Annotated in this window: 29 protein-coding genes and 1 tRNA gene; 15 read left to right on the forward strand and 15 right to left on the reverse strand. The window is 49.8% G+C overall.

Translation table 11 applies throughout. The features are described from left to right. Nucleotides 1-10: 10 nt before the first annotated feature. Nucleotides 11-928, reverse strand: a complete 918-nt coding sequence (locus tag SPK40_RS13440) for a chemotaxis protein CheV (protein ID WP_248143578.1) — start codon at nucleotides 926-928, stop codon at nucleotides 11-13. 230 nt (nucleotides 929-1,158) lie between these two features. Between SPK40_RS13440 and flgA the strand changes: the two genes are divergently transcribed. The 4 genes from flgA to SPK40_RS13460 all read left to right on the forward strand — a co-directional run bounded on the left by flgA (nucleotide 1,159) and on the right by SPK40_RS13460 (nucleotide 3,564). Further along, complete coding sequence (gene flgA / locus SPK40_RS13445) at nucleotides 1,159-1,773, forward strand: flagellar basal body P-ring formation chaperone FlgA (RefSeq protein ID WP_330960778.1); 615 nt, start codon at nucleotides 1,159-1,161, stop codon at nucleotides 1,771-1,773. 76 nt (nucleotides 1,774-1,849) lie between these two features. Continuing rightward, entirely contained in the window at nucleotides 1,850-2,161 is a 312-nt protein-coding gene (gene flgM, locus SPK40_RS13450; RefSeq protein ID WP_248143575.1) for a flagellar biosynthesis anti-sigma factor FlgM, read from the forward strand. Between the two features lie 41 nt (nucleotides 2,162-2,202). Then, a complete protein-coding gene (locus SPK40_RS13455; protein ID WP_248143573.1) occupies nucleotides 2,203-2,628 on the forward strand; it encodes a flagella synthesis protein FlgN in 426 nt (141 codons plus the stop codon). A gap of 294 nt (nucleotides 2,629-2,922) precedes the next feature. Continuing rightward, nucleotides 2,923-3,564, forward strand: coding sequence for a trimeric intracellular cation channel family protein (locus SPK40_RS13460; protein WP_330960779.1), 642 nt, complete (start codon nucleotides 2,923-2,925; stop codon nucleotides 3,562-3,564). Between the two features lie 79 nt (nucleotides 3,565-3,643). On the opposite strand, the gene SPK40_RS13465 is transcribed toward SPK40_RS13460, so the two are convergent. Then, on the reverse strand, nucleotides 3,644-4,072 hold the full coding sequence (locus SPK40_RS13465) for an LPP20 family lipoprotein (RefSeq protein ID WP_248143569.1): 429 nt from the start codon (nucleotides 4,070-4,072) through the stop codon (nucleotides 3,644-3,646). An 8-nt stretch (nucleotides 4,073-4,080) separates the two neighbouring features. Further along, nucleotides 4,081-4,716, reverse strand: coding sequence for a FlgO family outer membrane protein (locus SPK40_RS13470; protein ID WP_248143567.1), 636 nt, complete (start codon nucleotides 4,714-4,716; stop codon nucleotides 4,081-4,083). 255 nt (nucleotides 4,717-4,971) lie between these two features. Here SPK40_RS13470 and SPK40_RS13475 point away from each other — a divergent pair, with 255 nt between their 5' ends. The 3 genes from SPK40_RS13475 to SPK40_RS13485 all read left to right on the forward strand — a co-directional run bounded on the left by SPK40_RS13475 (nucleotide 4,972) and on the right by SPK40_RS13485 (nucleotide 6,703). Continuing rightward, the gene (locus SPK40_RS13475) at nucleotides 4,972-6,114 is read left to right on the forward strand and encodes a flagella assembly protein FlgT (RefSeq protein ID WP_248143565.1); all 1,143 of its coding nucleotides are present in this window, start codon (nucleotides 4,972-4,974) and stop codon (nucleotides 6,112-6,114) included. A 55-nt stretch (nucleotides 6,115-6,169) separates the two neighbouring features. Continuing rightward, nucleotides 6,170-6,246 (forward strand) — tRNA-Arg (locus tag SPK40_RS13480). 283 nt (nucleotides 6,247-6,529) lie between these two features. Then, nucleotides 6,530-6,703: a hypothetical protein gene (locus SPK40_RS13485; protein ID WP_248143563.1), complete on the forward strand. Its 174-nt coding sequence runs from the start codon at nucleotides 6,530-6,532 to the stop codon at nucleotides 6,701-6,703. Between the two features lie 71 nt (nucleotides 6,704-6,774). Here SPK40_RS13485 and gltX read toward each other — a convergent pair whose 3' ends face one another. Further along, nucleotides 6,775-8,199, reverse strand: a complete 1,425-nt coding sequence (gltX, locus tag SPK40_RS13490) for a glutamate--tRNA ligase (RefSeq protein ID WP_330960780.1) — start codon at nucleotides 8,197-8,199, stop codon at nucleotides 6,775-6,777. Between the two features lie 277 nt (nucleotides 8,200-8,476). On the opposite strand from gltX, the gene SPK40_RS13495 reads away from it, so the two are divergent. Further along, nucleotides 8,477-9,112, forward strand: coding sequence for a YccT family protein (locus SPK40_RS13495; protein ID WP_248143560.1), 636 nt, complete (start codon nucleotides 8,477-8,479; stop codon nucleotides 9,110-9,112). A 178-nt stretch (nucleotides 9,113-9,290) separates the two neighbouring features. Here SPK40_RS13495 and SPK40_RS13500 read toward each other — a convergent pair whose 3' ends face one another. From SPK40_RS13500 to zipA, 3 genes are all read right to left on the reverse strand, one after another. After that, a complete protein-coding gene (locus SPK40_RS13500) occupies nucleotides 9,291-10,439 on the reverse strand; it encodes a porin (RefSeq protein WP_248143559.1) in 1,149 nt (382 codons plus the stop codon). 566 nt (nucleotides 10,440-11,005) lie between these two features. Further along, nucleotides 11,006-13,018, reverse strand: coding sequence for an NAD-dependent DNA ligase LigA (ligA, locus tag SPK40_RS13505; protein ID WP_330960781.1), 2,013 nt, complete (start codon nucleotides 13,016-13,018; stop codon nucleotides 11,006-11,008). Nucleotides 13,019-13,196: 178 nt separating this feature from the next. Then, nucleotides 13,197-14,228 carry a cell division protein ZipA gene (zipA, locus tag SPK40_RS13510; RefSeq protein ID WP_330960782.1) on the reverse strand — a complete coding sequence of 344 codons (1,032 nt, stop codon included), beginning with the start codon at nucleotides 14,226-14,228 and terminating at the stop codon, nucleotides 13,197-13,199. A gap of 399 nt (nucleotides 14,229-14,627) precedes the next feature. Between zipA and cysZ the strand changes: the two genes are divergently transcribed. The 5 genes from cysZ to crr all read left to right on the forward strand — a co-directional run bounded on the left by cysZ (nucleotide 14,628) and on the right by crr (nucleotide 19,513). Beyond that, nucleotides 14,628-15,389, forward strand: a complete 762-nt coding sequence (cysZ, locus tag SPK40_RS13515; RefSeq protein ID WP_330960783.1) for a sulfate transporter CysZ — start codon at nucleotides 14,628-14,630, stop codon at nucleotides 15,387-15,389. Between the two features lie 245 nt (nucleotides 15,390-15,634). After that, nucleotides 15,635-16,603 carry a cysteine synthase A gene (gene cysK / locus SPK40_RS13520; RefSeq protein WP_248143553.1) on the forward strand — a complete coding sequence of 323 codons (969 nt, stop codon included), beginning with the start codon at nucleotides 15,635-15,637 and terminating at the stop codon, nucleotides 16,601-16,603. 319 nt (nucleotides 16,604-16,922) lie between these two features. Beyond that, a complete protein-coding gene (locus SPK40_RS13525) occupies nucleotides 16,923-17,180 on the forward strand; it encodes an HPr family phosphocarrier protein (protein WP_248143552.1) in 258 nt (85 codons plus the stop codon). 55 nt (nucleotides 17,181-17,235) lie between these two features. Further along, on the forward strand, nucleotides 17,236-18,963 hold the full coding sequence (gene ptsI / locus SPK40_RS13530; protein ID WP_330960784.1) for a phosphoenolpyruvate-protein phosphotransferase PtsI: 1,728 nt from the start codon (nucleotides 17,236-17,238) through the stop codon (nucleotides 18,961-18,963). 40 nt (nucleotides 18,964-19,003) lie between these two features. After that, nucleotides 19,004-19,513 (forward strand): PTS glucose transporter subunit IIA, encoded by a 510-nt coding sequence (crr, locus tag SPK40_RS13535; protein ID WP_036748389.1) that lies wholly within the window; start codon nucleotides 19,004-19,006, stop codon nucleotides 19,511-19,513. 86 nt (nucleotides 19,514-19,599) lie between these two features. On the opposite strand, the gene SPK40_RS13540 is transcribed toward crr, so the two are convergent. From SPK40_RS13540 to SPK40_RS13550, 3 genes are all read right to left on the reverse strand, one after another. After that, on the reverse strand, nucleotides 19,600-20,499 hold the full coding sequence (locus SPK40_RS13540; RefSeq protein ID WP_330960841.1) for a Dyp-type peroxidase: 900 nt from the start codon (nucleotides 20,497-20,499) through the stop codon (nucleotides 19,600-19,602). A gap of 264 nt (nucleotides 20,500-20,763) precedes the next feature. Beyond that, complete coding sequence (locus tag SPK40_RS13545) at nucleotides 20,764-21,162, reverse strand: hypothetical protein (protein WP_248143549.1); 399 nt, start codon at nucleotides 21,160-21,162, stop codon at nucleotides 20,764-20,766. 19 nt (nucleotides 21,163-21,181) lie between these two features. Next, on the reverse strand, nucleotides 21,182-21,625 hold the full coding sequence (locus tag SPK40_RS13550; RefSeq protein WP_330960785.1) for a DUF2919 domain-containing protein: 444 nt from the start codon (nucleotides 21,623-21,625) through the stop codon (nucleotides 21,182-21,184). Nucleotides 21,626-22,014: 389 nt separating this feature from the next. Here SPK40_RS13550 and SPK40_RS13555 point away from each other — a divergent pair, with 389 nt between their 5' ends. Further along, nucleotides 22,015-22,356 carry a DUF2956 domain-containing protein gene (locus tag SPK40_RS13555; protein ID WP_330960786.1) on the forward strand — a complete coding sequence of 114 codons (342 nt, stop codon included), beginning with the start codon at nucleotides 22,015-22,017 and terminating at the stop codon, nucleotides 22,354-22,356. A 90-nt stretch (nucleotides 22,357-22,446) separates the two neighbouring features. Beyond that, nucleotides 22,447-22,626, forward strand: a complete 180-nt coding sequence (locus tag SPK40_RS13560) for a hypothetical protein (protein WP_330960787.1) — start codon at nucleotides 22,447-22,449, stop codon at nucleotides 22,624-22,626. Here SPK40_RS13560 and SPK40_RS13565 read toward each other — a convergent pair. Genes SPK40_RS13565 through SPK40_RS13585 form a run of 5 tightly spaced genes read right to left on the reverse strand, consistent with a single transcriptional unit; the run spans nucleotide 22,623 to nucleotide 26,676 of the window. Beyond that, nucleotides 22,623-22,766: a TIGR02808 family protein gene (locus SPK40_RS13565; RefSeq protein ID WP_248143544.1), complete on the reverse strand. Its 144-nt coding sequence runs from the start codon at nucleotides 22,764-22,766 to the stop codon at nucleotides 22,623-22,625. The genes SPK40_RS13560 and SPK40_RS13565 overlap by 4 nt on opposite strands. Nucleotides 22,767-22,778: 12 nt before the next feature. Continuing rightward, complete coding sequence (locus SPK40_RS13570) at nucleotides 22,779-23,354, reverse strand: NapC/NirT family cytochrome c (RefSeq protein ID WP_248143543.1); 576 nt, start codon at nucleotides 23,352-23,354, stop codon at nucleotides 22,779-22,781. Nucleotides 23,355-23,368: 14 nt separating this feature from the next. Further along, complete coding sequence (locus SPK40_RS13575) at nucleotides 23,369-23,848, reverse strand: nitrate reductase cytochrome c-type subunit (RefSeq protein WP_371929392.1); 480 nt, start codon at nucleotides 23,846-23,848, stop codon at nucleotides 23,369-23,371. An 18-nt stretch (nucleotides 23,849-23,866) separates the two neighbouring features. Further along, the gene (gene napA, locus SPK40_RS13580; protein WP_330960788.1) at nucleotides 23,867-26,353 is read right to left on the reverse strand and encodes a periplasmic nitrate reductase subunit alpha; all 2,487 of its coding nucleotides are present in this window, start codon (nucleotides 26,351-26,353) and stop codon (nucleotides 23,867-23,869) included. After that, on the reverse strand, nucleotides 26,350-26,676 hold the full coding sequence (locus tag SPK40_RS13585) for a chaperone NapD (protein WP_330960789.1): 327 nt from the start codon (nucleotides 26,674-26,676) through the stop codon (nucleotides 26,350-26,352). The genes napA and SPK40_RS13585 overlap by 4 nt, the downstream gene beginning before the upstream one ends. Between the last annotated feature and the right edge of the window lie 3 nt (nucleotides 26,677-26,679).

Consider the following 26,679-nt stretch of genomic DNA (forward strand, 5'->3'; position numbering starts at 1 on the left):
TAACGTCAGTTTATCCAGGCATGGCCGCTTTGACCGCTGCACCCAGTTCATCGGGATTGAACTTAGGAATAAATGCATTCGCGCCAACTCTGTTGACCATCGCCTGATTAAATACCCCGCTCAACGAGGTGTGCAGGATAACATGTAAATCTTTTAGTTTGGCATCATTTCTGATGGCCGCTGTCAGCGTATAACCGTCCATTTCAGGCATTTCGATATCCGAAATGACCAAATCAATCTGATTATAAATGCTGTCTTCATTTGCCATTGCGCGTAACTTTTCGAGTGCCTCACGGCCATCTTTCACCAGAATACATTCGCAACCGATTGATTCGATGGCACGTTGTACCTGTTTACGCGCAACACTGGAGTCATCCGCAACCAGAACACGGCGGGTCACCGGATTCTCATTGATCATTTCTTCGCGCAGAGATTCGGAGACTTCGGTTGTCCTTGGCGAAATTTCGTCCAGAATTTTCTCCACATCCAGGATTTCAACCAGCTCGCCATCAATTTCTGTCACCGCAGTCAGATAGTTGGTACTACCTGCCCCTTTCGGCGGCGGAAGAATTTCCTCCCAGTTCATATTAATGATTCGCTCAACAGCGGACACTAAAAAACCCTGCACAGAGCGATTAAACTCGGAGATGATCACAAAACAATTCTCTGTGTTTTCAATTGGGCGACCACCAGTTGCCAGACTCATATCAATTACAGAAATGGTCAGACCACGAATGTGAGCGATTCCTTTGACCAGCGGATGGAGATTCGGCATCGCTGTGAGCTTCGGACACTGCAGTACCTCTTTCACCTTGAAGACGTTGATACCGTAGCGCTGACGGCGGTTCAGCTTGAAGGTCAGCAGCTCCAGACGGTTTTGTCCCACAAGCTGAGTGCGCTGATTCACAGAATCCAAAATCCCCGACATATACCTGACTCCAAAGTTGTCGAAATGAATTGTTGTTAAAATAGACAATTTTGAAGGATAAACGAGTAATCCGACTCAAAATCCCCTATCATGGTGCAATTGTAGCCCCTGAAAGCGACCTAAAAAGAGCGAAAATCGTGACCGAAAGAACACATTTCACACTCTGTTTAATCTTTATCGGCATACTCTGCGGTTTCTTAAGCGCGAATGCAATTGCTGCTAGCGATAATATGCTAAGTAATGTGCGTCAGGCAGCAACAGATCACATCCGGAGCCTGGTGCTCAGACCAGAGCGGGGCGAACTGAAAATTACCGCCGCGGAACTGGACAATCGTCTGCGTATCGGAGACTGCCAGGAACCGCTGAGCAGCTCTGTCCCCGGTAAACAGTCACTCACCGGAAATGTCACCGTTCTCGTCAGCTGTCCGACCGCAGGCTGGCAGGTCTATGTACCGGTGCAGGTCAGCCTGATGCTCCCGCGTGTCGTTGCCGCCCGGCCGCTGGCCCGCGGAGCTGTCATCAGGGCATCCGATCTGAAGGTCGATCAGGTTGAAACCCGGTTTCAGCGCAGTGTCGTTTTTGAATACCCGGAACAGATTATCGGCTCAACAGTCAAACGAAACATCAATATGGGCGAAGCGGTGGAAGGCAATGACATCTGCCTGGTTTGCCGGAATGACTCTGTGCTCATCAAAGCGGGACAGAGCGGCCTGAACATTGTCACCAAAGGGACGGCATTATCAGACGGCTCTCTGGGTGAGGAAATCCGGGTACAGAACAATAAGTCCCGTCGCATCGTCAGTGCAACGATTACAGCTGTTGGCGAAGTCACCGTCAGATATTAAAAAAATGCTAAAGTTATACAGAGCCTTGCCGATAGCAGGGCATTACCGATGAATATCTGTTTAAGGCTACAGGATTATGGCAAGTATTGATTCCCTGCGCAGCGGTCAGCTTCTGGCCAATCTGCGTAACACCAGCAGTACCAATACCAATCAGAGCAGGACTGAAGTCCGAGAAGAAACCAGCCACACCCCAAGGGATGCTGTTTCACTCAGTTCACAGGCCCGTGCCGTTGGTCAGATCCATCAGCAGCTGGCTGCTGAACCGAGCTTCGACCGCAACAAAGTTGAAGCGATCAAAAACGCCATCAGCAATGGTTCCTACAAAGTCGATGCTGACCGTCTGGCGAGTAATATGATGCGTTTTGAGGACGAACTGCGCGGGCTCTGATATGATCAGTCGCTCGCCGCGGTTTTTCCGGAGTTTGACCTATGTCGCCGAACATTGAACAACTACTTGCCCAGCAACATGCCACACTTGAGGCCCTCTTACGCCTGCTTGAACAGGAAAGAGAGGCCATTGTGAAGCGTCAGTCTGGCGACATCACCCGTTTTGCCCGTGACAAAAAAGAGCTGGTCGATAAAATTCAGCTTCAGGATCAGCAAATTGCCCGACATAGCCAGAGCAGTCAACTGAAAGAAAATCCTGACTTTGTCAGTCAGGTCGATACCATTCAGCACCTGCTCAGCGAATGCATGCACCACAATGAACTCAATGGCGCTGCCCTGCAACGCGCTCAGCTCAGCTTTCATAAACTGAACAATCTTTTCCAGCAAAGTCTGGGGCATCACCAGACTTACAATAAAGAAGGTATTGCTCAGAACCTGCGTTCGATCGGAACCAACCTGAAAGCCTGAGGAAAGCATCAGGCTTGGCAACAGGTCGCCAATTTATTGACTCCTGCGCGCCACCATTCTCTCTGCTTTTTATCCCCAAGCAATCAATTCGATAACAGTTCTGTATGAAGCTGCCGCACCCGTCATTGTGGCGACAGTCGGCAGGCCATGGTTTCTTCAATACAAATTTCCCACCTCAGTGTCAGGATTACGACAGCTAATGAAAGCACTGAAAAATTTCATTGGATATTGACACAAATCACATTTACCATTGCGATCTGTTCTCCCCACTTTTCATTAAGAGTCTGATTTTTCATGCTATTAACCGTTTTATATATTGTCGGCATTACTGCAGAAGCGATGACAGGCGCATTAGCGGCCGGCAAACGCCACATGGACTGGTTTGGTGTGATGCTGGTTGCCAGCGCAACTGCGATTGGCGGCGGTACAGTCAGGGATATTTTACTGGGTCATTACCCGCTGAACTGGATTGCGAATCCTCAGTACCTGCTGATTACCTGTTTGGCCGGATTACTGACCACCTGGATTGCGCCTTTAGTGGTGCGTTTTCACAAAGTCTTCGTTGTACTGGATGCACTGGGCCTGATTGTTTTCAGCATCCTGGGATGCCGGGTCGCCATGAACATGGGACAACCTGTGATCATCTGTCTGATGGCAGCCGTCGTCACGGGTGTGTTTGGTGGTTTGCTGCGCGATCTGATATGCCGACGGACGCCGCTGGTCCTGCATAAAGAGCTTTACGCTTCCGTCGCCTTCATTGCCGCTGGCCTCTACATGGCCCAGCTGCATTTTGCAGTCCCGGAAAATATTGCAATCGGAGTGACGCTGGTCACGGGATTCCTGCTCCGCCTTGCGGCCATGCGCTATAGCTGGCAACTACCGGTTTTCCGCATTGATGACGCTCAAGACAAAACGCAGAAAGAAGCCAAAAGCTGATCTGGACTCTCCAAACTACAAATAAAAAAGCGGCAAGGTTTTGCATCACCTTGCCGCTTTTTTCTGGTTCTTGTGCAAATCAGAACATCACAGACTGATTCGCAGGCACATGATAGACCTCACCCTGACGTTTCATCCGTTCCATGTTGTTGAGATCTAATTGCATTTCAGTGACATAGCTATCACCCACCGGGTAGCTGCGAATCACTTCAGCGCCACGGATCACGCCATCAACCGCGCCATCCGTTTCTTCAGAGCCCAGTTGCTGGTCCGTCAGTCCAGCTCTGGCACTGATCCGCATGCCATAAACCTGTTCAGTCAGCTCACGGTAAGCATCCAGTTTAGATGCGCGCATCGCACGGATCCGCTTTTCTTCGATGGTTTGACCCCGCTGCTCGCTAATCGAAGCATAGCCCACCGCAGTGATCAGATTCACATTGCGAAATTCCGTTAACGGCTGGCAACCAGACAGGGTAATCAGCAAAACAGCCATCCACCAAAACCGCATAGTAGCTCCTAAGGTTTTAATATGATCGAGTTATTCTCAAATTTCGTTGCTTCGGAACGGATCAGGACACCATTTTCCAAGCGCATTTTATTCAGCGTATCCAGGTCACGGCCAATACGATCTTCCGGCAGGAATCCCTGCGCACTGGCAATCACTACCCGTGAACGCATACCAATCACACGGGCATTAATCAGCACACCGCCACCCTGACGCAGCATAGTTCCGGTCAAAACGTAGTCTACAGGCTGCTCAGAAGCCAATTCTTTCCAGTTCCGGCTCAGCGAGAAGTCCCCTTCCGGCGTGACGCGGATAGCACCAGTCGCCTTGTAGTCAACAACCGTAAAACCCATTTGCTGCATATGGTACATGAAGCCTTCAGAAACCGCATTGCCGAGCCAGTTGGTTTCATTCATTTGCTGGATATCAACAAACGATGTCACAGCCAGCGGCGTTTTTGCCGTCAGATACTGGTTTGATTCCACCAGCTGCTTCGTCATTCCTTCAATAAAGAAGTCTATGGTATGGCGAGGCGTTTCCTTCAGCAAGAAGTTGCTGCCTGTATAGCTCTCTTTACCGTTATAAACTGGTGAATACGTACATGATGCTGTCAGCAGCGACAACAGCAAGATGGTCCATTTTTTCATTCTACCCTGCTCCGGAAGAAACGAGACAATGGCCTTTTATCGTCCGCTATCTCGAAAACTTTATGACTTTTCATTGCCGCGCTCCCATTTTGACTTTTTAGGAACACTCTTTGCATACATCAGCTTGCGACTCAGGATGTTGGCAATGTAAAAAGCTGTTAGGCTAATTGGCTTGAACCCTAATGTGGTTTCAACCTGAACGACAGACAAAACAAAGCAATTATCGTACCGAAAACGCCGGAAATTGGAAAATCTATGAAAAACACGCTCAGGAAAGCCCTTCTGGGTCTGGGAATACTTACCGCTATGCCATTGCAGGCCGCCTGGTTTGAAGTCACCGGTCAGGCGATTCTGCTGGAAAGTAAGTCTTCGGCCCGGACCAATGCCATCGAAGACGCCGTATACCGCGCCATGCATTACGCAGGAGCTGATTTTTCCAGCTTTTCCAATCTGAAACCCTATTTGCAGGAAGACCGGCAGGAATACCAGTTCAATGGAACAGAAGTCCGTCATGTTCAGATCAGCAAAAGTTTTGTCAAAGACGGCAATTATTACGTCACCGCACGGGTCGATATTTACCCGTCGGCAAAAAGTTGCCACAACGTCCAGTACAAGAAAGGGATGCTGATCAGTGACTTTTCTCTGGCTATCCCCCAACAGGCGGCGTTGGGAGGGATTTATCAGGTCGGCAAAGATTTTACTCAGTTACTGAAACGGCAAATCGGCAAACAATCGCAGAGTTTTGTCGTAACCGGAACCAGTGCTGTCCCGGTTCAGCCGGATAATCCCGGGGCCATGATGATGCTGGCCGAAGATTATGACGCCCAGTACATCGTGAGTGGCCAGATTACCGATCTGACTTCCACTTTGGATCAGAGCCTGCTGTCCAGCGATAAGATTAACCGTCAGTTCTCAGCGGAAGTTCAGGTACTTGACGGCAAGACCGGTGAGGTGCTGGTTCAGCGTAAGTACCGTGAAGTTGCAGAATGGCCGTTTTCTCGGGTCAGCCAGGTCGATACGCAAAGCGCACGCTTCTGGGTTTCAGCTTATGGCGCAGCCTTACAACGGATCAGCCGCAACATCATGCTGGACTTGGAGTCTTCCCTGGCCTGCCGCGCAAGCCTGCCGGAAGTGGTCAATGCACACGGCAATCAGGTACAGGTCAACGTGGGCAGAGCTCACGGTGTGAAGCAGGGAGATCTCCTGAGGCTGTGGCACACCGCCGGCTTTATTGACCAATACGGGATTTCACGAAACCGGATGGTGGAAACGAAAATCACCCTGGTTGTGGATCGCGTCTATGAAAACTCAGCCGAACTCAGCGTGCAGCAAAACGAACTTGCTGCCAGCATTCAACCTGGTGATTTACTGACCAAGCAGCCGCAACGCAGATACTAAAGGGTTAAAAAGTCTCAGCTTTTGAGTATAATGGCCTTCCTGCTTTTTCAGGAAGGCTCCCTTAGCTCAGTAGGATAGAGCGTCCCCCTCCTAAGGGGAAGGCCGCAGGTTCGACTCCTGCAGGGAGCGCCACTTCCTCGTCATCCTGACAATCCCGGATTTATTCAGACCGACCCGCTTTATCTGACTCTCACCGGTCAGACACAATACTGTTTTTCCATTTCATCCCAATATTTTTAGCCAGAAGCGCAGCCTGTATCCACAACAAGATTCCGACTCTTTTTAATAATTGAAAAATATGATCTTGTTCTAGTCTATTAGTGATAAAGACAGAGTGATTCACGGATTCCAGCGCAATACCGCATAAGGTGCGCTTTTCGGCTATCACTTTTCGTCATCACAAAAGGAGAGAGCTATGAAAAAGTTCGCAATGTTTGCAACAGCAGCGCTGCTGGCGATCAGCTTTAATGCGCTGGCCTATACATTGTCCGGAACACCAACTCAGATCCCGAAAGATGCCATGCAATACTGTGCCGGTGCGCAAAACTTTTGGGTGTGTGTAGACACCTATGAGCGTCAGAACAAATAAGACGCCAGTCAAATCACAAAAAAAAGCGGAGGTCATCACCTCCGCTTCCTGTTACTTCAGACTGATATCACTCAGGCGTTAGCTTCACGCTGCGCAATAAAGTCCAGAGCCATCTGAATACGTGCGATCACACGAGCCTGACCAACCAGGTTCATCACAGCATCGACCGATGGTGACTGACCCTGACCCGTTACGGCAACACGCAGCGGCATTCCGACTTTACCCATGCCCAGATCCAGCTCTTCACAAGTTTGCTGAATGAGCTGATGCAGAGATTCTGTATTCCAGTCTGCCAGTGCTTCGGCTTTCTGTTTAGCCAACTCCAATGCTTCTTTGGCAACCGGACGCAGGTGTTTCTTCGCAGCCGCTTCATCGAATGCAGAGAAATCTTCAAAGAAGTAGCGAGACTGTGCTGCCAGCTCAACCAGCGTATCACTGCGCTCAGCCAGTAACTTGATCACTTCAGTGACAGCAGGGCCCCCTGTTGTGTCGATGCCCTGATGGTCCAGATGCCACTGCAGGTGCTTCGCCACATACTCAGCTGCTGAGGTCTTAATATAGTGGTTATTCAGCCAGCGCAGTTTATCGGTATTGAACGCAGAAGCCGACTTGCTGATATCGTCCAGGCTGAACAGATTGATCATCTCTTCTTGCGTGAAGATTTCCTGATCGCCATGAGACCAGCCCAGACGAACCAGATAGTTCAGCAGCGCTTCCGGCAGATAACCATCATCACGATACTGCATCACGCTCACGGCACCGTGACGTTTTGACAACTTGGCACCATCATCGCCAAGAATCATGGCACAGTGAGCAAATTCAGGCACCGGCGCACCCAACGCCTTGTAGATGTTAATCTGACGAGGCGTATTGTTGATATGATCTTCACCACGAACGACATGGGTAATTTCCATGTCCCAGTCATCCACAACAACACAGAAGTTATACGTCGGGCTGCCATCGGTACGGCGAATGATCAGGTCATCCAGTTCGCTGTTGCTGATTTCGATACGGCCGCGAATGTGGTCGTCAAACACCACGCTGCCCTCTTTCGGGTTCCGGAAACGAATCACGAAAGGAGACGCTTCAGTCGCAGCTGCATTGGCTTCAATAATCCGAGGATGGTTCGCGTCATAACGTGGTTTCAGACCTGCAGCCATCTGCTCTTCACGGATCTCATCCAGCAGATCTTTCGGGCAATAGCATTTGTAGGCTTTATCTTCCGCCAGCAACTGATCGATCAGTTGGTTATAACGGTCAAATCGTTTTGTCTGATAGTAAGGACCTTCATCCCAGTTCAGACCCAGCCACTCCATGCCTTCCATAATGGCATCGATGGCTTCCTGGGTTGAACGCTCCAGATCCGTATCTTCAATCCGCAGCACAAATTCACCGCCGGTGTGTTTGGCATACAACCAGGAATACAACGCAGTACGGGCACCACCAACGTGCAGGAAGCCTGTTGGGCTCGGAGCAAAACGAGTTTTAACCGTCATGAAAAGACCTTCAAACAAATGATTCAAACGAAAGGCGTAAGCTGATGCATGACTTTACGCAGTCTGCAATAGCGGCATTCTACCACTGACGCGGCAATCCTCAACCTGCGATTGATATCTGCGTTGCAAGTCGCCTGCAAGTCAGGCGAGCGAGAGTGACCTGGTTCAGATTCCTTCAAGTTGATCCTTTTACTGCTTTACCATGCAGATTGCTCCAGTAAACTGTATTTTTACAAATGAATAAGCAGATTCCCGCAGGCGCTAAAGGATTGCCTCAATGAAAATAAAGAATTTACTCCTGTCGTCAGCACTGCTGGCATGCACCACACCGGCCATCGCACAGGTCAGTCTTGAACTGCCCAAAGGCGTTCATCTACTGGTAGTGAATGAACAGGATGCCGGCTACTCTTCACTCGGTTTTAATCATCAGCCAGTACTGGCCTTACCTAACGGTCAGAATCAGGTGGTTTTCCGTATCGGCAAAATTGTCATGGAATCTGGCAGTCTGAAGACCAAATACGATTCAGTGCCTCTCATTGCGCTGTTCGACGCCAAAGACACAACACTTACGCTTGAAGTCCCGAAAATAGACACACTGGCGCAGGGCCAGGCATATGACAAATCCCCCGATTTCAGCATTTTGAATCAGGGGCATCCTTTGAAAGTAAAATCAGACAAATTAGCCGTTGGGTTTACCCTTTCACCAGATTTTGTCCAACTGACCAAAGAGTACAACCGGACAGAGAGCATCGCTTCAATCAGGCACATCCCAAAACCGGCAAATACAGACAACCAAACAAATCTTGTTGCCGACAATCCGGAAGCGGAAGAGATGCTGCAATACTGGTTTCATCAGGCCAGCCCTGAAACCCGAAAAGCTTTTCTGAGCTGGGCCATTCAAAATATGAACTAATGGGGCTCTTTACCTATATTTGACGCCAAAAACAAAAAAGTACCCATGAGGGTACTTTTTTTATCAATCTGGTTCCTTGAAAATTGAAGGTTTCCTGACTCACATTTGCCATACCGGCAAAGGAAAAGGACCGGCCTGATCAGCCGGTCAAATGAAAAAGGCAGCAGTCGCTAAGTGATTAGAAGTAGTACTCTACACCCCATCCCCAACCAAACTCAGCGTCTGAATCATCTTTCGAGATCATGTATGGGCGTAAGTAAGTAATCGCAGAGTCATCCAGGAAGTACGTCACGTTTGTTGAAACGATATAGTCTTCACTGCCTGAGAAAGATTTGCCTTTCACATCTGCTTCCAGGTTCGCAGCGTAGTTCGCCTTGAACTGCCAGTTTTCTACACCATTGTAAACCACACCAACAGAGTAACTGCCCTGATCAATATCCATGTCCGTAAAGGTTGTTTCTGCACCATCAACCTTAAATGAGCCATCTTCATAGTCAGCCGCTTCATGCTTATACGCACCATAGAGGCCAAAGTCACCGAGATTCAACTCAAAGCCCAACAGGTATGCGTCGGTATCTGACTTCGTCTCGCCTTCCACTTTTTCAAATGTTGGTGGATTGCCGCCCTGCTGAGCCAACCATGCACGGTAGAAAGTTGAAGATGCGCTGACAGTTCGGTCAGTCCCCATCTCATAGGCCGCATGCAGTGTAAACAGGCCGGTAGAGTAATGAGCGCCGACACCATAGAAGTTTGAATCTTTATCTTTTTCAGTTCCCCGGCCAGCTGCAACATTGAATGTGAAGCCGCTGTAGTTCCCTGAGTCAAAACGAACCATGTTCGATTGGCGGTCATAACGTGCACCACCAACAACGTCACCGCCCCAATCGAAGATTGCACCCGCGCGCTGACCTGAATACGGCCAGTCAATCACTTCGTATAATGGGGTCAGCATACGTCCCAGACGGACACGGCTGCCATCACTGAAACTTGCACCAACGTAAGTATCGCGGACACCCAGACCTGAACCGGTACCGTCATCACCAACGTTACCGCCTTCCAGCTGCCAGATCAGGTTTGGACCACGAGCCAGCTCTTTTGAGCCGCGCAGACCAAAACGGGATTCGTTTTCAACTTTCAGCGGAGCATCACCTGCTTTGCCGCTGTCATCTTTAAATTTATCTTCACCATATTGCCAGACAGACACCGCCACCTGACCATACAGATCAACAGTATCAGTTGCTGGTGCAGCCTGAGCAGAAGTTGCAGTTGCAACCGCCGCGGCAGCAACCGCAAGACCTAATACGGAACGCTTAAACACATTACCCATGGAAAACTCCTAAAAACTAGCTGAATACCTGCGTCAAAAAGGTTGGCCGCCGTTGACGTCAGGTCTTTCTCCCCAATATGTCAGTCAAACTTGTTGTGAGTTTGGCAATCATATTTTTTGTTTGGTTGAGAACTGAATCAGTTCAGGGATAAGACTACTTTCGCAGCGAAAAACATCAATCAGAAAGTTAATTTTCTATTAAAAAAATATGATTCAGTGCAAATTTATCCAGTATCAGTGATCCTAGTCATGATTCCATTAAATCGCTTTCAATTAAGAGGATAAAACCATTAAATACAGTCAGTTAAAAAAACATTGTTATTATTAGTGAGATCTTGATTGTACTTTTCTGCATGTTACAACATTGATTGCATTCCAATGTAAGATACTGCTACTTATGTTTTTTCTGTCATATCAATTCATTTTTATATTCACAAATGAAATTAAAAATGAATCCGCCCCTATCAGGTAAACACGAAGAAAAAAAAGTGTTCTTTCCGACAGACACAAAAAAGCCCGTCAGCAGTTTGACGGGCTTTGGGGCGTTTTTCGGCAAGAAAAAAGGTTCAGTTTTTCAGCTGTGCCAGCAGTTCAGATTCATCCCAAATCTCAATGCCCAGCTCCTGCGCTTTTGCCAGTTTAGAACCAGCCGCTTCACCGGCAACCAGTAAATCCGTTTTTTTAGAAACGCTGCCGGTCACTTTGGCTCCCATCGCCTGAAGCGCCGCTTTGGCATCTGAACGACTGAGCTGAGACAGAGTGCCGGTCAGCACCACCACTTTTCCAGCCAGAGGCAACACCACGTCCTCTGAAGGTTTTTCAATTTCCGGCCAGTGGATCACCTGAGCCAGCAAATCTGTAATCACATCCCGGTTATGTGCTTCACGGAAGAAATTATAAACATGTGCCGCCACGACAGAGCCGACATCCGGTACTTCAATCAACTGTTCTTCGGTCGCTGCCATCACCGCTTCCAGGGTCAGGAAATGATTGGCCAGGTTCGCGGCGGTAGCTTCGCCCACCTCACGAATGCCCAGCGAATACAGGAATCGTGGCAGTGTTGTGGTTCGCGCCGCCTGAAAAGCATCGACCAGCTTTTGTGCTGATTTCGGTCCCATACGCTCCAGTCCTGTCAGCTTTCCGGCTGAAAGCTTGAACAGGTCGGCCGGGGTAGCAACCATCTCTTTATCGACCAGCTGTTCGATCACTTTTGTCCCGCAGCCATCCACATCCAATGCTTTGCGCGACACAAAGTGTTTCAGGGCTTCTTTCCGCTGTGCCTGACAAATCAGTCCGCCCGAACACCGGGCAACGGCTTCGCCTTCCACACGCTCCACAGCAGACTGGCACACCGGACACTCAGACGGGAATTCAATGGGCAGAGCCCCTTCCGGCCGCCGGGACATCACAACAGAAACAACCTGAGGGATGACATCACCGGCCCGGCGGATAATCACCGTATCACCAATCATGACACCCAGACGGGCAATTTCGTCAGCGTTGTGCAGGGTCGCGTTACTGACTGTCACGCCGCCCACAGAAACCGGCTCCAGCTTTGCCACTGGCGTGATCGCCCCCGTCCGGCCAACCTGGAACTCAACATGATTCAGTACCGTCATCTCTTCCTGAGCCGGGAACTTATACGCAATTGCCCATCGCGGTGCTCTGGCGACGAATCCCAGTTGCTGCTGCTGGGCGATGTCATCAACCTTAATCACGACACCATCGATTTCATAACTCAGTTGCTGACGCTTTTCGCCAATCCCCTGATAGAAAGCAATGACCTCCTCCAGACTGTGTAACAGGCGTGTTTCCGGACACATGGGCAGCCCCCAGCCTTTCAGCTGACAGAGCCGCTCATACTGGCTGCCTGCCAGTTCCGCCCCTTCCACAACACCAACCGAATAAGCGTAAAAACTCAGAGGACGCGTTGCGGTAATACGCGGGTCCAGCTGGCGTAAACTACCTGCCGCAGCATTGCGCGGGTTCGCAAATGTCTTCTCGCCTTTTTTCAGAGCACGAGCATTCAGGTCATCAAACCCCTGCTTGGGCATGAACACCTCACCCCGTACTTCCAGACGAACCGGCCAGCCCTCTCCCCTCAGTTTCAGCGGAATGGCACGAATGGTTTTCACATTTGCGGTAATGTTTTCACCGGTAGTGCCGTCGCCCCGTGTGGCTGCCTGTACGAGGACACCATTTTCATACATCAGACTGACAGCCAGACCATCCAGTTTAGGCTCACAACAGTAAGAGACTTCAGCTGCAGCAGCCAGCCGCTCGGTCAGACGACGGTTGAAGTTCGTGAGATCGTCATCGGAAAATGCATTGTCCAGAGACAGCATCGGTATTTCATGACTCACCTGAGTAAATGCCGCCAGCGGCTCGCCTCCGACACGCTGACTCGGTGAGTCAGGCGTGATCAGTTCCGGGTGCGCCGCTTCCAGCTTCAGTAATTCCTGCATCAGGCGATCATACTCAGCATCCGGAACCTCCGGATTATCTTCTACATAATAGAGATAGCCGTGATAGGTGAGCTGTTCACGCAGAGATGCCAGCCTTGCTTGGATGTCTGTCATTCTTTTTTCCTACATCAATTCTTGTCGCAAAAACCATCGGGTATTGTTCCTGAAATACCGCCCTGAACACTTTGACAGCAGTTGGCAGACACAAGACCCGATTTTTCTGATTCTTCACTCTCAACATTTAGGGCCCCAATCAGGGGCCCTAAAACATATTCACTGCGAAACGGCACCATCACAGGTACTGTTTGGCTTTTTCCCGGTAGGCTTTCAAGCGCTGCGGCGTAATCAGATTACGCTCATGGTCCAGAATATCTGCGCCCATGTCATCCGCAATCCGCTGAACGGTCTGCAGCATCAGATTAAAATTGTCATCTGCACGGCCATGACAAGGCAGCATCAGGTAGAACGCAACCCCAGGCGTGGCAAACTCATCCAGCTGGTCCTGAGGGAAGTATCCCGGACTCACCATATTAGCCACCGTGAAAAGAACTGGACCCGTTCCGGCTAAATCAGCATGGCGGTGATAAACAGAGTTTTCACCATAAATCAGGTGATGCCTTTCCAGACACTGGAACAGCTTCACACCGGTTAACATTTCGCCACCACGCGCATGTACATTCAGCACCAGAAAGTCCGGCTCAAGTTTCACTTCTTCAACAGGCGCTTCAGGCTCAGCGAGTGGCACCTCTGAAACTTGTTGTGCTGCTTCAACTTGTACCTCTTCATTCTGCGGCAAAATCGCCTGCTCCGATACCGGAGAGTCTGCAGACACAAACTGCGGCTCCGACTGGGGCGCTTGCTGAATCACTTCCGCTTCTGCCTGGACCTCAACCTCAGGGATGACCGTTTCCAGTACAGCTTCTTCCACAGAAGCCGATGTCTGTACCGAAGCGGTCACCTCAGGTTGCGAGTCCTGAGATATCTCGCCGCGACGTTCTTCCGCCACGGGTGCAGCCGGTGTCGCCGGCGCGTCAAATAAAGGATCAATTGCCAGTTCATCACCAAAGTGCAATTCTGGCTCTTTACGTGCCGGGCGCTTGGCAGGCGCTTCCGGTTCCCCGCCATTCGCGATGACCCTGACGGAACCGATACCGTCCTGATCGAACCCTTCGTTGTCTTTTGTCTTGCCTTCGTCCAGACGACCAATTGGTTTTTCACCAAACTTGGCGGGCTTGTCCTTCCGGCTCGACCACAATCCGTGCAACAGAAGTGCAGAGATAGCCAGCACTCCGACAATAATTAGAACCAGACGCAATTCCTGCATTATGAGTACTCTGAATAACTTGTTTTACCTGACAAAGTCGGCCTGAAACTGTGTATCTGACCAATCTGAAACGCTTGGCTTCAGGGACAGACCCCACTAAGCGTGCCACACCTGAGACATTTTTGCTGTAACCAGGATCTGTTTTGTTGTCCTGACAGCCTGTCTCGTGAAGGTATTGTCCTAATGTATCAAAACTCAAATCCCAAAGAGAAGTTCAAAGTTGTGATTGATGTCATATAGTGCATCCGAGCACAAAATTCCATCAATGAACTGGCATCTGCGGCTTGCCGGGTCTATGACGGCAGATTGATCACACCCAACAGAAACCGTTACTATGCCTGCATCAATATCCTGTCGCCTGTACACACGACAACAGGATCGTTTTTGAGGAGACTGGCAATGCCAAATACTGCTTTAAATACCACCCCGATCGGCGGTGCGGGATATTTTTTCCGTGGCGTTTCTCTGGCGATGCAGCCGGGAACCCGCCGTTTTGTCATCATTCCATTACTGGTCAACATACTGCTTTTTGGCGCTGCTTTTGGTTTTGTCCTGACACGACTGAATGACTGGATTACCAGCTGGATGGAAGGCTTGCCTGGCTGGCTGGACTGGTTGTCTTATCTGCTGTGGCCGCTGCTGGCGATTGCGCTGCTGGTGGTGCTCTCTTATTTTTTCAGTACCATCGCAAACTGGATTGCCGCGCCATTCAATGGGCTTCTGGCTGAGCATCTGGAAGCCAAATTAACCGGTGAAGCACCACCGGACAGCGGGCTGAAAGATATGCTGAAAGACTTACCCCGCATCCTGCATCGCGAGTGGGTCAAACTCAAATATTACCTGCCCAAAGCAATCGGACTGCTCATTTTACTGTGGATCCCGGCAATCGGTCAGACACTTGGGCCCGTACTGTGGTTTCTGTTCAGTGCCTGGATGATGACCATCCAATATGTCGATTACCCGTTCGATAATCACAAGGTTCCTTTTATTACCATGCGGGACGCGCTGAAACAGTATCGGGGCAAGTCCCTGAGTTTTGGCAGCCTGGTGATGCTGTGTACCATGACCCCGATTCTGAACCTGTTCGTCATGCCGGTTGCCGTCTGCGGTGCGACCGCCATGTGGGTGGATCACTACCGAAAACCCATGATGAGTCTCTGACCCCGTCAGAATCCTTCATCCCCGGCAATGCCGGTAACAACAGAGGCGGATTGACCGCCTCTTTCTTTATTCTTCTGACAACGCCCGGATTCCGTTCTCTGGCGGCCTGACGACAAAATCGGTGGCCCGGTTCACACCTTTTCTTATAACTCTAAGATATAACAATAAATTACTTTTCAATATGCAGTCAGCGATTATGCTTGGTCTATCATCTGTTGATAACGTGTCACCAAGGAACGACAAGCATGAGTAAGATTTACGAAGATAATTCTCTGACAATTGGTAATACCCCGCTGGTTCGCCTGAACCGTGTCAGCAAAGGCAATGTTCTGGCCAAAGTTGAATCCCGTAACCCTAGTTTCAGTGTGAAATGCCGTATCGGTGCCAACATGATCTGGGATGCAGAAAAACGTGGCGTCCTGAAACAAGGTGTGGAACTGGTAGAACCAACCAGTGGTAACACAGGGATTGCTCTGGCATTTGTTGCCGCAGCCCGTGGGTACAAGCTGACCCTGACCATGCCAGAGAGTATGAGCCTGGAGCGTCGTAAACTACTCAAAGCACTGGGTGCCAACCTTGTTCTGACCGAAGCGCCAAAAGGCATGAAAGGTGCCATTGAAAAGGCAGAAGAAATCGTTGCATCTAATCCGGATAAGTACCTGCTGCTGCAGCAGTTTGACAACCCGGCAAACCCTGAAATCCACGAAAAAACGACTGGTCCTGAGCTGTGGGATGCAACGGATGGTGAAATCGATGTTTTCGTTTCCGGTGTCGGTACCGGTGGTACGCTGACTGGCGTCAGCCGCTATATCAAGCAGCAGAAAGGAAAAGCCATTACGACAGTTGCCGTTGAGCCGGTTGAATCTCCTGTCATTACCCAGGCGCTGAACGGTGAAGAAATCAAACCGGCCCCGCATAAAATTCAGGGTATCGGTGCTGGTTTCATTCCTGGCAACCTGGATCTGACACTGATCGACGAAGTTGAGCGTGTCAGCTCTGAAGATGCCATCGAAATGGCTCGCCGTCTGATGGAAGAAGAAGGCATCCTGGCTGGTATCTCTTCCGGTGCGGCAGTCGTTGCTGCCAACCGCATGGCGGAACGTCCGGAGTTCGCAGGAAAGAACATTGTTGTTGTGCTACCAAGCTCAGGTGAGCGCTACTTATCGACTGCACTGTTTGCTGGCATCTTTACCGAAAAAGAAACCCAACAGTGATCACAAAATTGCCATTTTTGATAAGCAATTGTTAATGTCAAGCCCCCCAACGGGGGCTTTTTTATTGCTTTTTGACCTTACCTTTAATATAAATCCGACCACGCTTTTATTTTCAGCATCGAAATAAAGGGGCAAAAATTGACCTGGTCGATGTTTGCTGGGTGATAAACCACTTAGAATGGGACCCAGAACAACACTAAATCAATGTAAATGAATGTGAAATTAAACACCTAAATTAGCAAGCTTTCGCTATTGGGATTAAGCTTACCTTCAGTTGCGTGATTATTACATTAGACGATATCAAGAATCGGGGTGAAAAATGTATCAGAAGCAAGTTGAGATTACTGCAGAAAACGGCCTACACACTCGTCCTGCTGCGCAGTTCGTGAAAGAAGCAAAAGGTTTTGACGCAGACATCACTGTTACTTCTAACGGTAAAAGCGCAAGTGCAAAAAGCCTGTTCAAACTGCAAACACTGGGCCTGGTCAAAGGCACTGTGGTAACTATTTCTGCTGAAGGTGCGCAAGCACAAGAAGCTGTTGACCACCTGGTTGCCCTGATGGATCAACTGCACTAATCAGCCGCAGTACAAAAATTCCCTACTAGTTGTTTGTTAATTTTAAGGTAAGGCTATGATTTCAGGTATCCTGGCATCTCCTGGTATCGCTTTTGGTAAAGCGCTGCTACTGCAGGAAGAAGAGATTACTCTTGATAAGTCACCAGTTTCTGGCGATCAGATCGAAAAAGAAATTGAGTGCTTCTTCAATGCGCGTCAGAAATCTTCTGAACAACTCGAAGTTATCAAAGAAAAAGCAAGAGCAACCTTCGGTGAAGAAAAGGAAGCTATCTTTGAAGGCCACATCATGTTGCTCGAAGATGAAGAGCTTGAAGAGGAAATCATAGCCTTCATTAAAGAAAACAAAGCGAGAGCAGCCTACGCTATTTATTCAGTGATTGAAGAGCAGGCAATGACGCTGGAATCGCTGGATGATGAATACCTGAAAGAGCGTGCAACGGATATCCGTGATATCGGTAACCGTTTCGTCAAAAATGCGCTGGGTATCAATATCGTCAACCTGAGTGCCATCAATGAAGAAGTTATTCTGGTGGCCAACGATCTGACTCCGTCTGAAACAGCACAGATCAACCTGAATTATGTGTTAGGTTTTATCACCGACATCGGTGGCCGTACCTCACACACCTCAATCATGGCACGTTCACTGGAGCTGCCTGCGATTGTGGGTACGAACGACATCACCAAGCAGGTACAGAACGGCGACATGCTGGTTCTGGATGCGATCAACAACCAGATCGTCATCAACCCGACTGATGGTGAAATGGCGAAGTTCAAAGCCATTCGCGATGAATTCCAGGCCGAAAAAGATGAACTGGCCAAACTGAAAGACCTGCCGGCTATTACGCTGGACGGCCATCAAGTCGAAGTCTGCGGTAACATTGGTACCGTGAAAGACTGTGATGGCGTGAACCGCAACGGCGGTGAAGGTGTTGGCCTGTACCGCACCGAGTTCCTGTTCATGGACCGTGATGCACTGCCGACAGAAGACGAACAGTATCAGGCATACAAAGACGTGGCGGAAGCCATGCAGGGCCAGGCGGTCATTATTCGTACCATGGACATTGGTGGCGATAAAGATCTGCCATACATGGATCTGCCAAAAGAAATGAACCCATTCCTGGGCTGGCGTGCCGTACGTATCAGCCTGGATCGCCGTGACATCCTGCGCGCTCAACTTCGTGCGATTCTGCGAGCATCTGCGCATGGTAAATTGCGTATCATGTTCCCGATGATTATCTCGGTTGAAGAAATCCGTGAACTGAAAAACGAGCTGGAAACCTACAAAGCAGAACTGCGTGAAGAAGGTTTGGCATTTGACGACAGCATTGAAGTCGGCGTCATGGTTGAAACACCGGCAGCCGCTGCAATTGCGCACCACCTGGCCAAAGAAGTTGACTTCTTTAGCATTGGTACAAACGACTTAACCCAGTATACTCTGGCTGTTGACCGTGGTAACGAACTGATTTCTCATCTGTATAACCCGATGTCACCAGCGGTACTGACCGTCATCAAGCAAGTAATTGATGCCTCCCACAAGGAAGGCAAATGGACTGGCATGTGTGGTGAGTTAGCCGGTGATGAACGTGCAACCCTGCTGTTGCTTGGTATGGGTCTGGATGAGTTCAGCATGAGTGCGATTTCTATTCCACGTATCAAGAAAGTGATTCGTAACAGTAACTTTGCTGATGTAAAACTGATGGCTGAGCAAGCCCTTGCTCTTCCGACAGCTGCTGAAATCGAAGCACACGTAGAGACATTTATCGCAGAAAAAACCATCTGCTAAGATAGCAGCAGATAGAATAACAACGCTTAGGAGCAACGCTATGGGTCTGTTTGACAAATTGAAGAAACTGGTTTCTGACGACACCAATGAAGCAGGCGCGATTGAAATCATCGCCCCACTTTCAGGCGAAATCGTCAATATCGAAGACGTGCCTGATGTTGTCTTTGCTGAGAAAATCGTTGGTGATGGCATCGCTATCAAACCTGCCGGTAACAAAATGGTTGCCCCGGTTAACGGTACTATCGGTAAGATCTTTGAAACCAACCACGCGTTCTCTATCGAGTCTGATGACGGTGTAGAGCTGTTCGTACACTTCGGTATTGATACTGTTGAACTGAAAGGCGAAGGCTTTACCCGTGTCGCAGAAGAAGGCCAAACCGTGAAAGTGGGTGACACTATCATTGAGTTTGATCTGGCTGTACTGGAAGAAAAAGCAAAATCTACGCTGACCCCGGTTGTGATTTCTAACATGGATGAAATCAAAGAGCTGAGCAAACTGTCCGGTGCCGTGACTGTTGGCGAAACCCCAGTTCTGCGCATCAAGAAGTAAGACTCTCCTGAGAGACTGAAAGCAAACATAAAAAGCCGCCTCAACAGGCGGCTTTTTTGTCTCTGTCAATCACATTCGAAACAGTATCAGAGTTGCTTCAGCATTGCTTCAGACGGCACAAAGAAGTATCCCCCGGTCACGGCCTGGGTGAAATCCAGTAACTTATCCGTCTGACTATCTTTCTCACCATACATGCTACTGAGCATTTCACGGAAATTTCGCTGCTCCGCACAGTAAGCAATGAACAGCAAACCATGCTCACCACTCACCGCACCATAAGGGAGACTGTGACGGACAATCTTCAGTCCTTTGCCATTTTCTTTCAGATCAACACGGCCCACATGGGAATTCTCAGGGACATCATCCAGCTCGACTGAGTCCGCTTTGGTCCGCCCGATAATTTTTTCCTGCTGGGCGACGTTCACGGCATGCCAGGCCGGCAGCTGATGGACAAAACGCTGGACCATCACGAAGCTTCCCCCAGCAAACTCCCCATCCGGGATAATTGCCACCTGACGACGTGCCTCCTGCATTTTCGGATTTTCCGTGCCGTCAATAAATCCGGTCAAATCCCGGGCATCGAGATAACGAAAACCATGGGTCTCATCCAGCAGTTCCACTTCCGACGAAATAGGCTGTAAAAAGCTGCTCAGCAAATGGAAATTCAAATCATGTCGATTCGAATGAATATGCAGCAGAATATCCCCTCCGGTCGCCGGTGCCGTGACGTCACCACTTCCCAGTGGGGTAAATTCTTCAAAATCGTCCGGACAACCCAACTCGAATTGCTGCCAGAACGCTTTCCCAAACCCCATACTCAAATGAATATCAGCACTCACATGCTGGTGGTTGAGCTTTTTCGCGATTTCCGGGAGCCCCTGGCACTGACGGATAACCTTTTCCTTGTTTCCGACCAGGTTCAACACACAGACTAAAGAAAACGGACCTGCTTCTGGTAATATGGCACTTTGTGGCGTCACCTTCATTCTCCCATGATTGTCTCGTTCTGTTTTCCGACTCATTGAAACTGCGCTCTGCCTTTGCAACATCAATGATTAGAAAATGATAATAGTCGCTTCTGAGTTAAACATATTGATCATCAACAGCCAAGACGAGATCGAATCCAAAATTGTTAACTCTCGTGAAGGCTGCGCCTCATCACTCAAATCTTCATCAAAGAGAAAACAAAAAAGCGCCTTATAAGGCGCTTTTCAATCATCAAAATACACTTTTATCAAACAGAGACAGAGTTACGCAGACATCACAGCCACTTGCAGTTTCACTGAGTTCAGTGCGTCATCTTCACACGTTTCAAATGAAGCCGGTGTATCAAGTCCTGTCGAAATTACCGGTGCAGCCAGTACCCGCCAGGCACCGTCATCCAGCTGTTCTTGTATCTTAAAGGCGATTTTCACTTCTTCGGCCGAAACTTCCAGCAATTCTGCACTGCCGAAAAACTTACGGCGCTCTCCTTCAGTGGAGCCGAAAATGACCGTTTCTTCACCTGGCAGCAGCTGTAAGGATGTCGCTACCGATTGGTGGTAACCTGCACTGGACAGTTCAAGGTTCACATTCAGCAACCAGTCTGCCATCGCCAGCGGGCTCAGTAAGGCACTAAACAGCACCACCCCTCTCCCAAAATCATTCATCTGACACTTTCTCCATAGGCTAATTGGCAAATGTATGTCTGACTCGGGAACTCCGTACCAGATAGGCCATCAGCCAGAGCGATATCAGCAGCGTCACGGCTGCCGGCCAGCTAAAGGCGCCTCTCATTAACGTCAGGTGGTACACTTGCAATACAACATCAAAGGCATATGTCATCAGCAGAATTGGTCTGCCATATCGCCATAGCCCATTCACTATTTTGTTTTTTTTATGTCGAAGTCCACTCAGCCACATTAAAACCACAGCCGGTAAACCAATTCCCATCAGCAGATAAAGATTCTGCGTATGGGGAAAAAACAGCTGAAGCAGATTGGCGCCCTGCGCCTGACTTGCTCCGGCCATTACAAACGCGCCCCAGCCTCTTGCACTGAACAGCATGCTCAGCCATAACAAGCCTGATGGTTTCAGCTGGCCATGACTGTCATAAGCATCAATCGAATACATCTGTCCTTCGCTCAGAGTTTTGAACAACGTATTTATTTTTTTCGACAATAAATGATATGGATCAATAGGCAAAGACATAGACGTTCGTTCTGCGTCATCACGCACGAATAATTTGCCTAACCTGCAATCACGATCACGATTTTACGTATACTTAACAAACAATTCGTCTGTGATGTTTTTTCCATCTGCAAACAGACAGACGATTTCCCTGAGAATTGATGATATTTCATCAACTTGATAGTCTTGGTCAGTCACATGGAAACATTCAACCGTGAATGTTCGACAGCCAAAATGTAGGAAAATTCCTACAAATCATCTCAATTTACGCTTTGAAGTATTCCGGGATAAACTGCTTACTTCACGTTATTTTCATCGTCAATGAGAACGCTATGAGCAAATCAGCTAACAGCCCGTCCCCAGAGACTCAGTCGGAAGCACTGCAAATCGCCAGAGCTACGCAAAAGCCAGGCCAAACCAAAGAGCAGACCAAGCTCATCGCCCAGGGCATCCAGAAAGGGATTGAACTCTATAAGAAACAGCAAAAAGCCAAGGCCAGGGAGAGGGACAAGTTCCGGAAGAAACAACAGAAAGAAAAAGTTGCCGCCGCCAATCACACCAATGCAGTCCGTGACGACATCGAACCGCAGATCATCGTGAAACACAGTGCGCTGCCCTGGTTGCTTTTAGCTGTGTCATGGTGCGGCTTTTTGGCCTGGCAATATTTCAGCTGATTCAGATCAATGCCACACACTTGATAATAATTAGCATTTGCATCTATACTTATCCATAAATTTTGAAAGGATAAATCTATGGAGCGGCGAGTGTTTCGAATGATCTGCCTGCTGGGATTGACCAGTATCGCTTTGCTTCACCTGGGTGAAATCTGGCTCACTGGCCCAACCCAACAAACTCATTTCCTGACTGAATGGCTGCCACTATATACCGTTTGGGGGATCCAGCTGGCACTCAGCTGGTGGCAGCCGGATCAGGAAAATTCCTAGGAATGGTGAGTCGATTTGTCTTTCCCGAATGACAGCAGCCACAATGACACCACAGCCACGGCAAGGAAGCCGGTCAGAATAATCACAGGCATCGCGGCATAACCCAATACATGCCAGATGACAGATTCCAGCGTACTCATGTTCCTTTCTCCTTATTGCCAGCCTTCAACATCTTTCATATCCGGTAACCGGTGCGCAATCCCTTTGTGGCAATCCACGCAGGTTTTATCCCCTGTTGCCAGCGCCTGAGAGTGCTGTTTTACCGCACGTTCACCCTGCTCTGAATAATCCATATAGTCAAACTGGTGGCAGTTACGGCATTCTTTTGAATCATTTTTCTTCATGCGGCTCCACTCGCGATGGGCAAGATGTCCCCGCCTTTCCTGAAACTTCTCTTCGGTGTTAATTGTCCCCATTGCAAAAGCAAACAGTTCTTTGGAAGCCTGAACTTTACGGACAATTTTATCCGTCCATTCATGAGGCACATGGCAGTCAGAACAGATCGCCCGCACCCCGGAACGGTTGGAGTAATGAATAGTGGAGCGGATTTCTTTTACAATCGGCGCATGGCAACCGGAACAAAAAGCTTCAGTGTTCGTGGCCTCCATCCCGGTGTTAAAGGCCCCCCAAAACAGCAGACCGCCCATAAAGCCCAGAAAAAGCACCACCCCTACCGCAGCCTTACTCGGCGATTTTAAACGGCACCAGAAACGTTTAATGATATTCATAACTGGCTCCGTGGTTATTTATCTTCCAGGGCGTCAACACGCTTGAAGGTGTTGTCGACCAGGGGCGTTGCATCCGCCTGCGGCACATGGCATTGCAGACAGAAATACCGGCTGGGAGATACATCAGACAGCACCTGCCCCTGACGCGGCGAACGATAATGGGTCACACTGATTTTGGTCGCCCCCATTTCATTGGCATATTTCCAGCTGTGGCAGGACAAGCATTTATTCGCATTCAGCGAGACTTCGTAATTCCGTATCGTATGCGGAATCAAAGGCGGCTGATACACGTAGTCGCTGTCAATAGGCTTGCCATCCTTCGGATAGTTTTTCCAGCTTTCCCCGGGGAAAGTATCTTTAATCTCTGTCTGCCCCCGCAGCGAATGCAGGCCGCCATTGCCGCCCACCAGCTCATCATTTGTGTCAGTAGCGGCATGGGCAGCACCCAAGGCAAGCAACAGGACCATCAGCCCGCCAGTCAATTTGTTCGCAATCTTCATGAGCAGCTCCATTTACGCCTTGGTAATCTTGATCGGGCATTTTTTGTAGTCGGTCTGTTTCGACAACGGATCCGTTGCATCCAGCACCAGCTTATTAATCAGAACCCTGGCATCGAAGAAAGGCACAAAGACCAGTCCTGCCGGCGGTCTGTTCCGGCCCCGGGTATCCACCCGACAGCGAACTTCACCGCGGCGAGACGTCAGCAGGACTTCATCTCCCCGGCGAATGTTGCGCTTCCGCGCATCATCAGGATGCATGTAACACACCGCATCCGGAACTGCTTTATAAAGCTCTGGAACACGACGGGTCATGGTGCCGGTATGCCAGTGCTCCAGCACCCGGCCGGTACAGAGCCACATGTCGTATTCTTCATCCGGTACTTCCGGCGGCTGTTCATATGGGGCAAAAATGATGTTCGCTTTACCGTCCGGCTGTCCGTAGAAATAGAAACCTTTCCCTTCAGGTACATAAGGGTCAGAGCCCTCGGCATACCGCCAGCGGGTTTCTTTCCCGTCCACCACCGGCCAGCGTAAACCACGGGCGTTGTGATAATCATCGTATGGTGCCAGATCATGACCATGACCGCGGCCAAAGCTGGCATATTCCTCAAACAGACCCTTCTGCACATAATAACCCTGTGCTTTGGCGTCATCATTCAGTGCCTGAGCTTGCTCCAGCGGGAACTGATCTACCTGGCCGTTACGGAATAACACGTCGTACATGGTTTTGCCTTTGTATTCCGGCATTTTTGCCAGCAGTGCTTCGTCCCAGACCTCTTCGATTTTGAAACGTTTGCTGAACTCCATGATCTGCCACAGATCCGATTTGGCGTCTCCGGGCGCTGCAACCTGCTGGTACCAGGCCTGTGTCCGGCGTTCTGCATTCCCGTAGGCACCTTCTTTCTCAACCCACATCGCCGTTGGCAGAACCAGGTCGGCCGACTGCGCAGTTGCGGTCGGGTACGGGTCAGAGCAGACAATAAAGTTCTCCGGATTGCGATAGCCGGGCAACCGCTCCTGATTGATGTTCGGGCCCGCCTGCATATTGTTGTTACACATCACCCAGTACGCGTTCAGAACGCCGTCATGAAGCATGCGATCCTGAAGCACGGCATGGAATCCGGGCTTCGGCGGGATGGTCCCTTCCGGCAGCTTCCAGATTTTCTCTGCGATGGCACGGTGTTTCGGATTCATCACTACCAGATCCGCCGGTAAACGGTGCGCAAAGGTACCAACTTCCCGTGCGGTTCCGCAGGCTGAAGGCTGGCCGGTCAGTGAAAACGGGCTGTTCCCCGGCTGTGAGATTTTTCCGGTCAGCAGGTGGATGTTGTAAACCAGATTATTCATCCATACCCCGCGGGTATGCTGGTTCATCCCCATGGTCCACAGTGACATCACTTTCACATTCGGATCGGCGTAATATTTCGCCAGCTCCAGAAGCTTGTCTTTCTCCACACCGGACAATTCAATCGTTTTCTCCAGCGTGTATTCCGCGACAGAGGCCTTATATTCCTCAAACGTCATGTCATGCATGGCACCTGAGTTCGGATTCGCTGCCGCCTTCTGCCGCGGATCTTCGTCGCGCAGCCCGTAACCGATATCCGTGTCGGCGCGTTTAAAGTGAGTATGCTTGTTGACGAAATCCCAGTTCACCGCGTCGTTTTCGATAATGTAGTTCGCGATAAAGTTTGCAATCGCCAGATCGGACTGCGGATGGAAGATCATACCGTTATCCGCCAGCTCAAAAGAGCGGTGATAGTAAGTCGACAGCACGTTCACCTTCACATGGGGATAGCTCAGACGCCTGTCGGTAATCCGGGTCCACAATATCGGGTGCATCTCCGCCATGTTCGAGCCCCAGAGGACAAAGGCATCCGCATGTTCAAAGTCGTCATAACACCCCATCGGTTCGTCCATATTGAACGCCCGCATGAAGCCCACCACCGCCGAAGCCATACAGTGGCGAGCATTGGGATCGATGTTGTTGGAACGGAAGCCCGCCTTCATCATCTTGGAGGCCGCATAGCCTTCCATCACCGTCCACTGTCCTGAACCGAACATCCCGACACTGGTTGGCCCTTTGGCTTTCAGGGCTGCTTTCCATTTTTCAGCCATAATATCGAAGGCCTGATCCCAGCTGACTGGCTGGAAATCACCGTCTTTGTGGTATTGGCCATCTTTCATGCGCAGCAAAGGTGTGGTTAAACGGTCGGCGCCATACATGATTTTTGACAGGAAATAGCCTTTGATACAGTTCAGGCCGCGGTTGACTTCAGCTTCAGGATCGGCCTGCGTCGCAATCACCTTGCCCTGCTGCGTCCCCACCAGCACCGAGCAGCCCGTCCCGCAAAAACGGCAGGGGGCTTTGTCCCAGTGGATCTTGGTTTCATCCGAACTGACAATCAGGTTGGTTGCCGAGGCCGGTAAGGTAATGCCGGCCACTGCTGCGGCCGAAGCTGCCGCGTTTGCTTTCACAAACGCCCTTCTGGTCATTTTCATGGTGTATCCTCAAAGTCAGGTCCCTGCTGCTCAACCTGGTGAAACACCAGAAAGGTCGTCAGCACATGATCAAATGCTTGAATGACATCAATAATGTCGGTTACTTCTCTGTGATTTGCGGTTTCCAGTACTACCACCAGCTTGCCTGCCGGGCTTTCCCCGTAAACTTCAGCCTGCGGTATGGCATTGATCCGGGTTTTCACCCGGGCCAGGCCTTCTGGTTTCACGTGCACAACCAGGCTGGAAATATGGACCTCTCCGGAAGGTGCCGACGGTGATTTCTGAAAACGCGGATCCGCGTCTTGTCTGAATTGCTTCATCATCTG

The sequence above is a fragment of the Photobacterium sp. 53610 genome (genome assembly GCF_036409375.1).
Lineage (GTDB): Bacteria > Pseudomonadota > Gammaproteobacteria > Enterobacterales > Vibrionaceae > Photobacterium.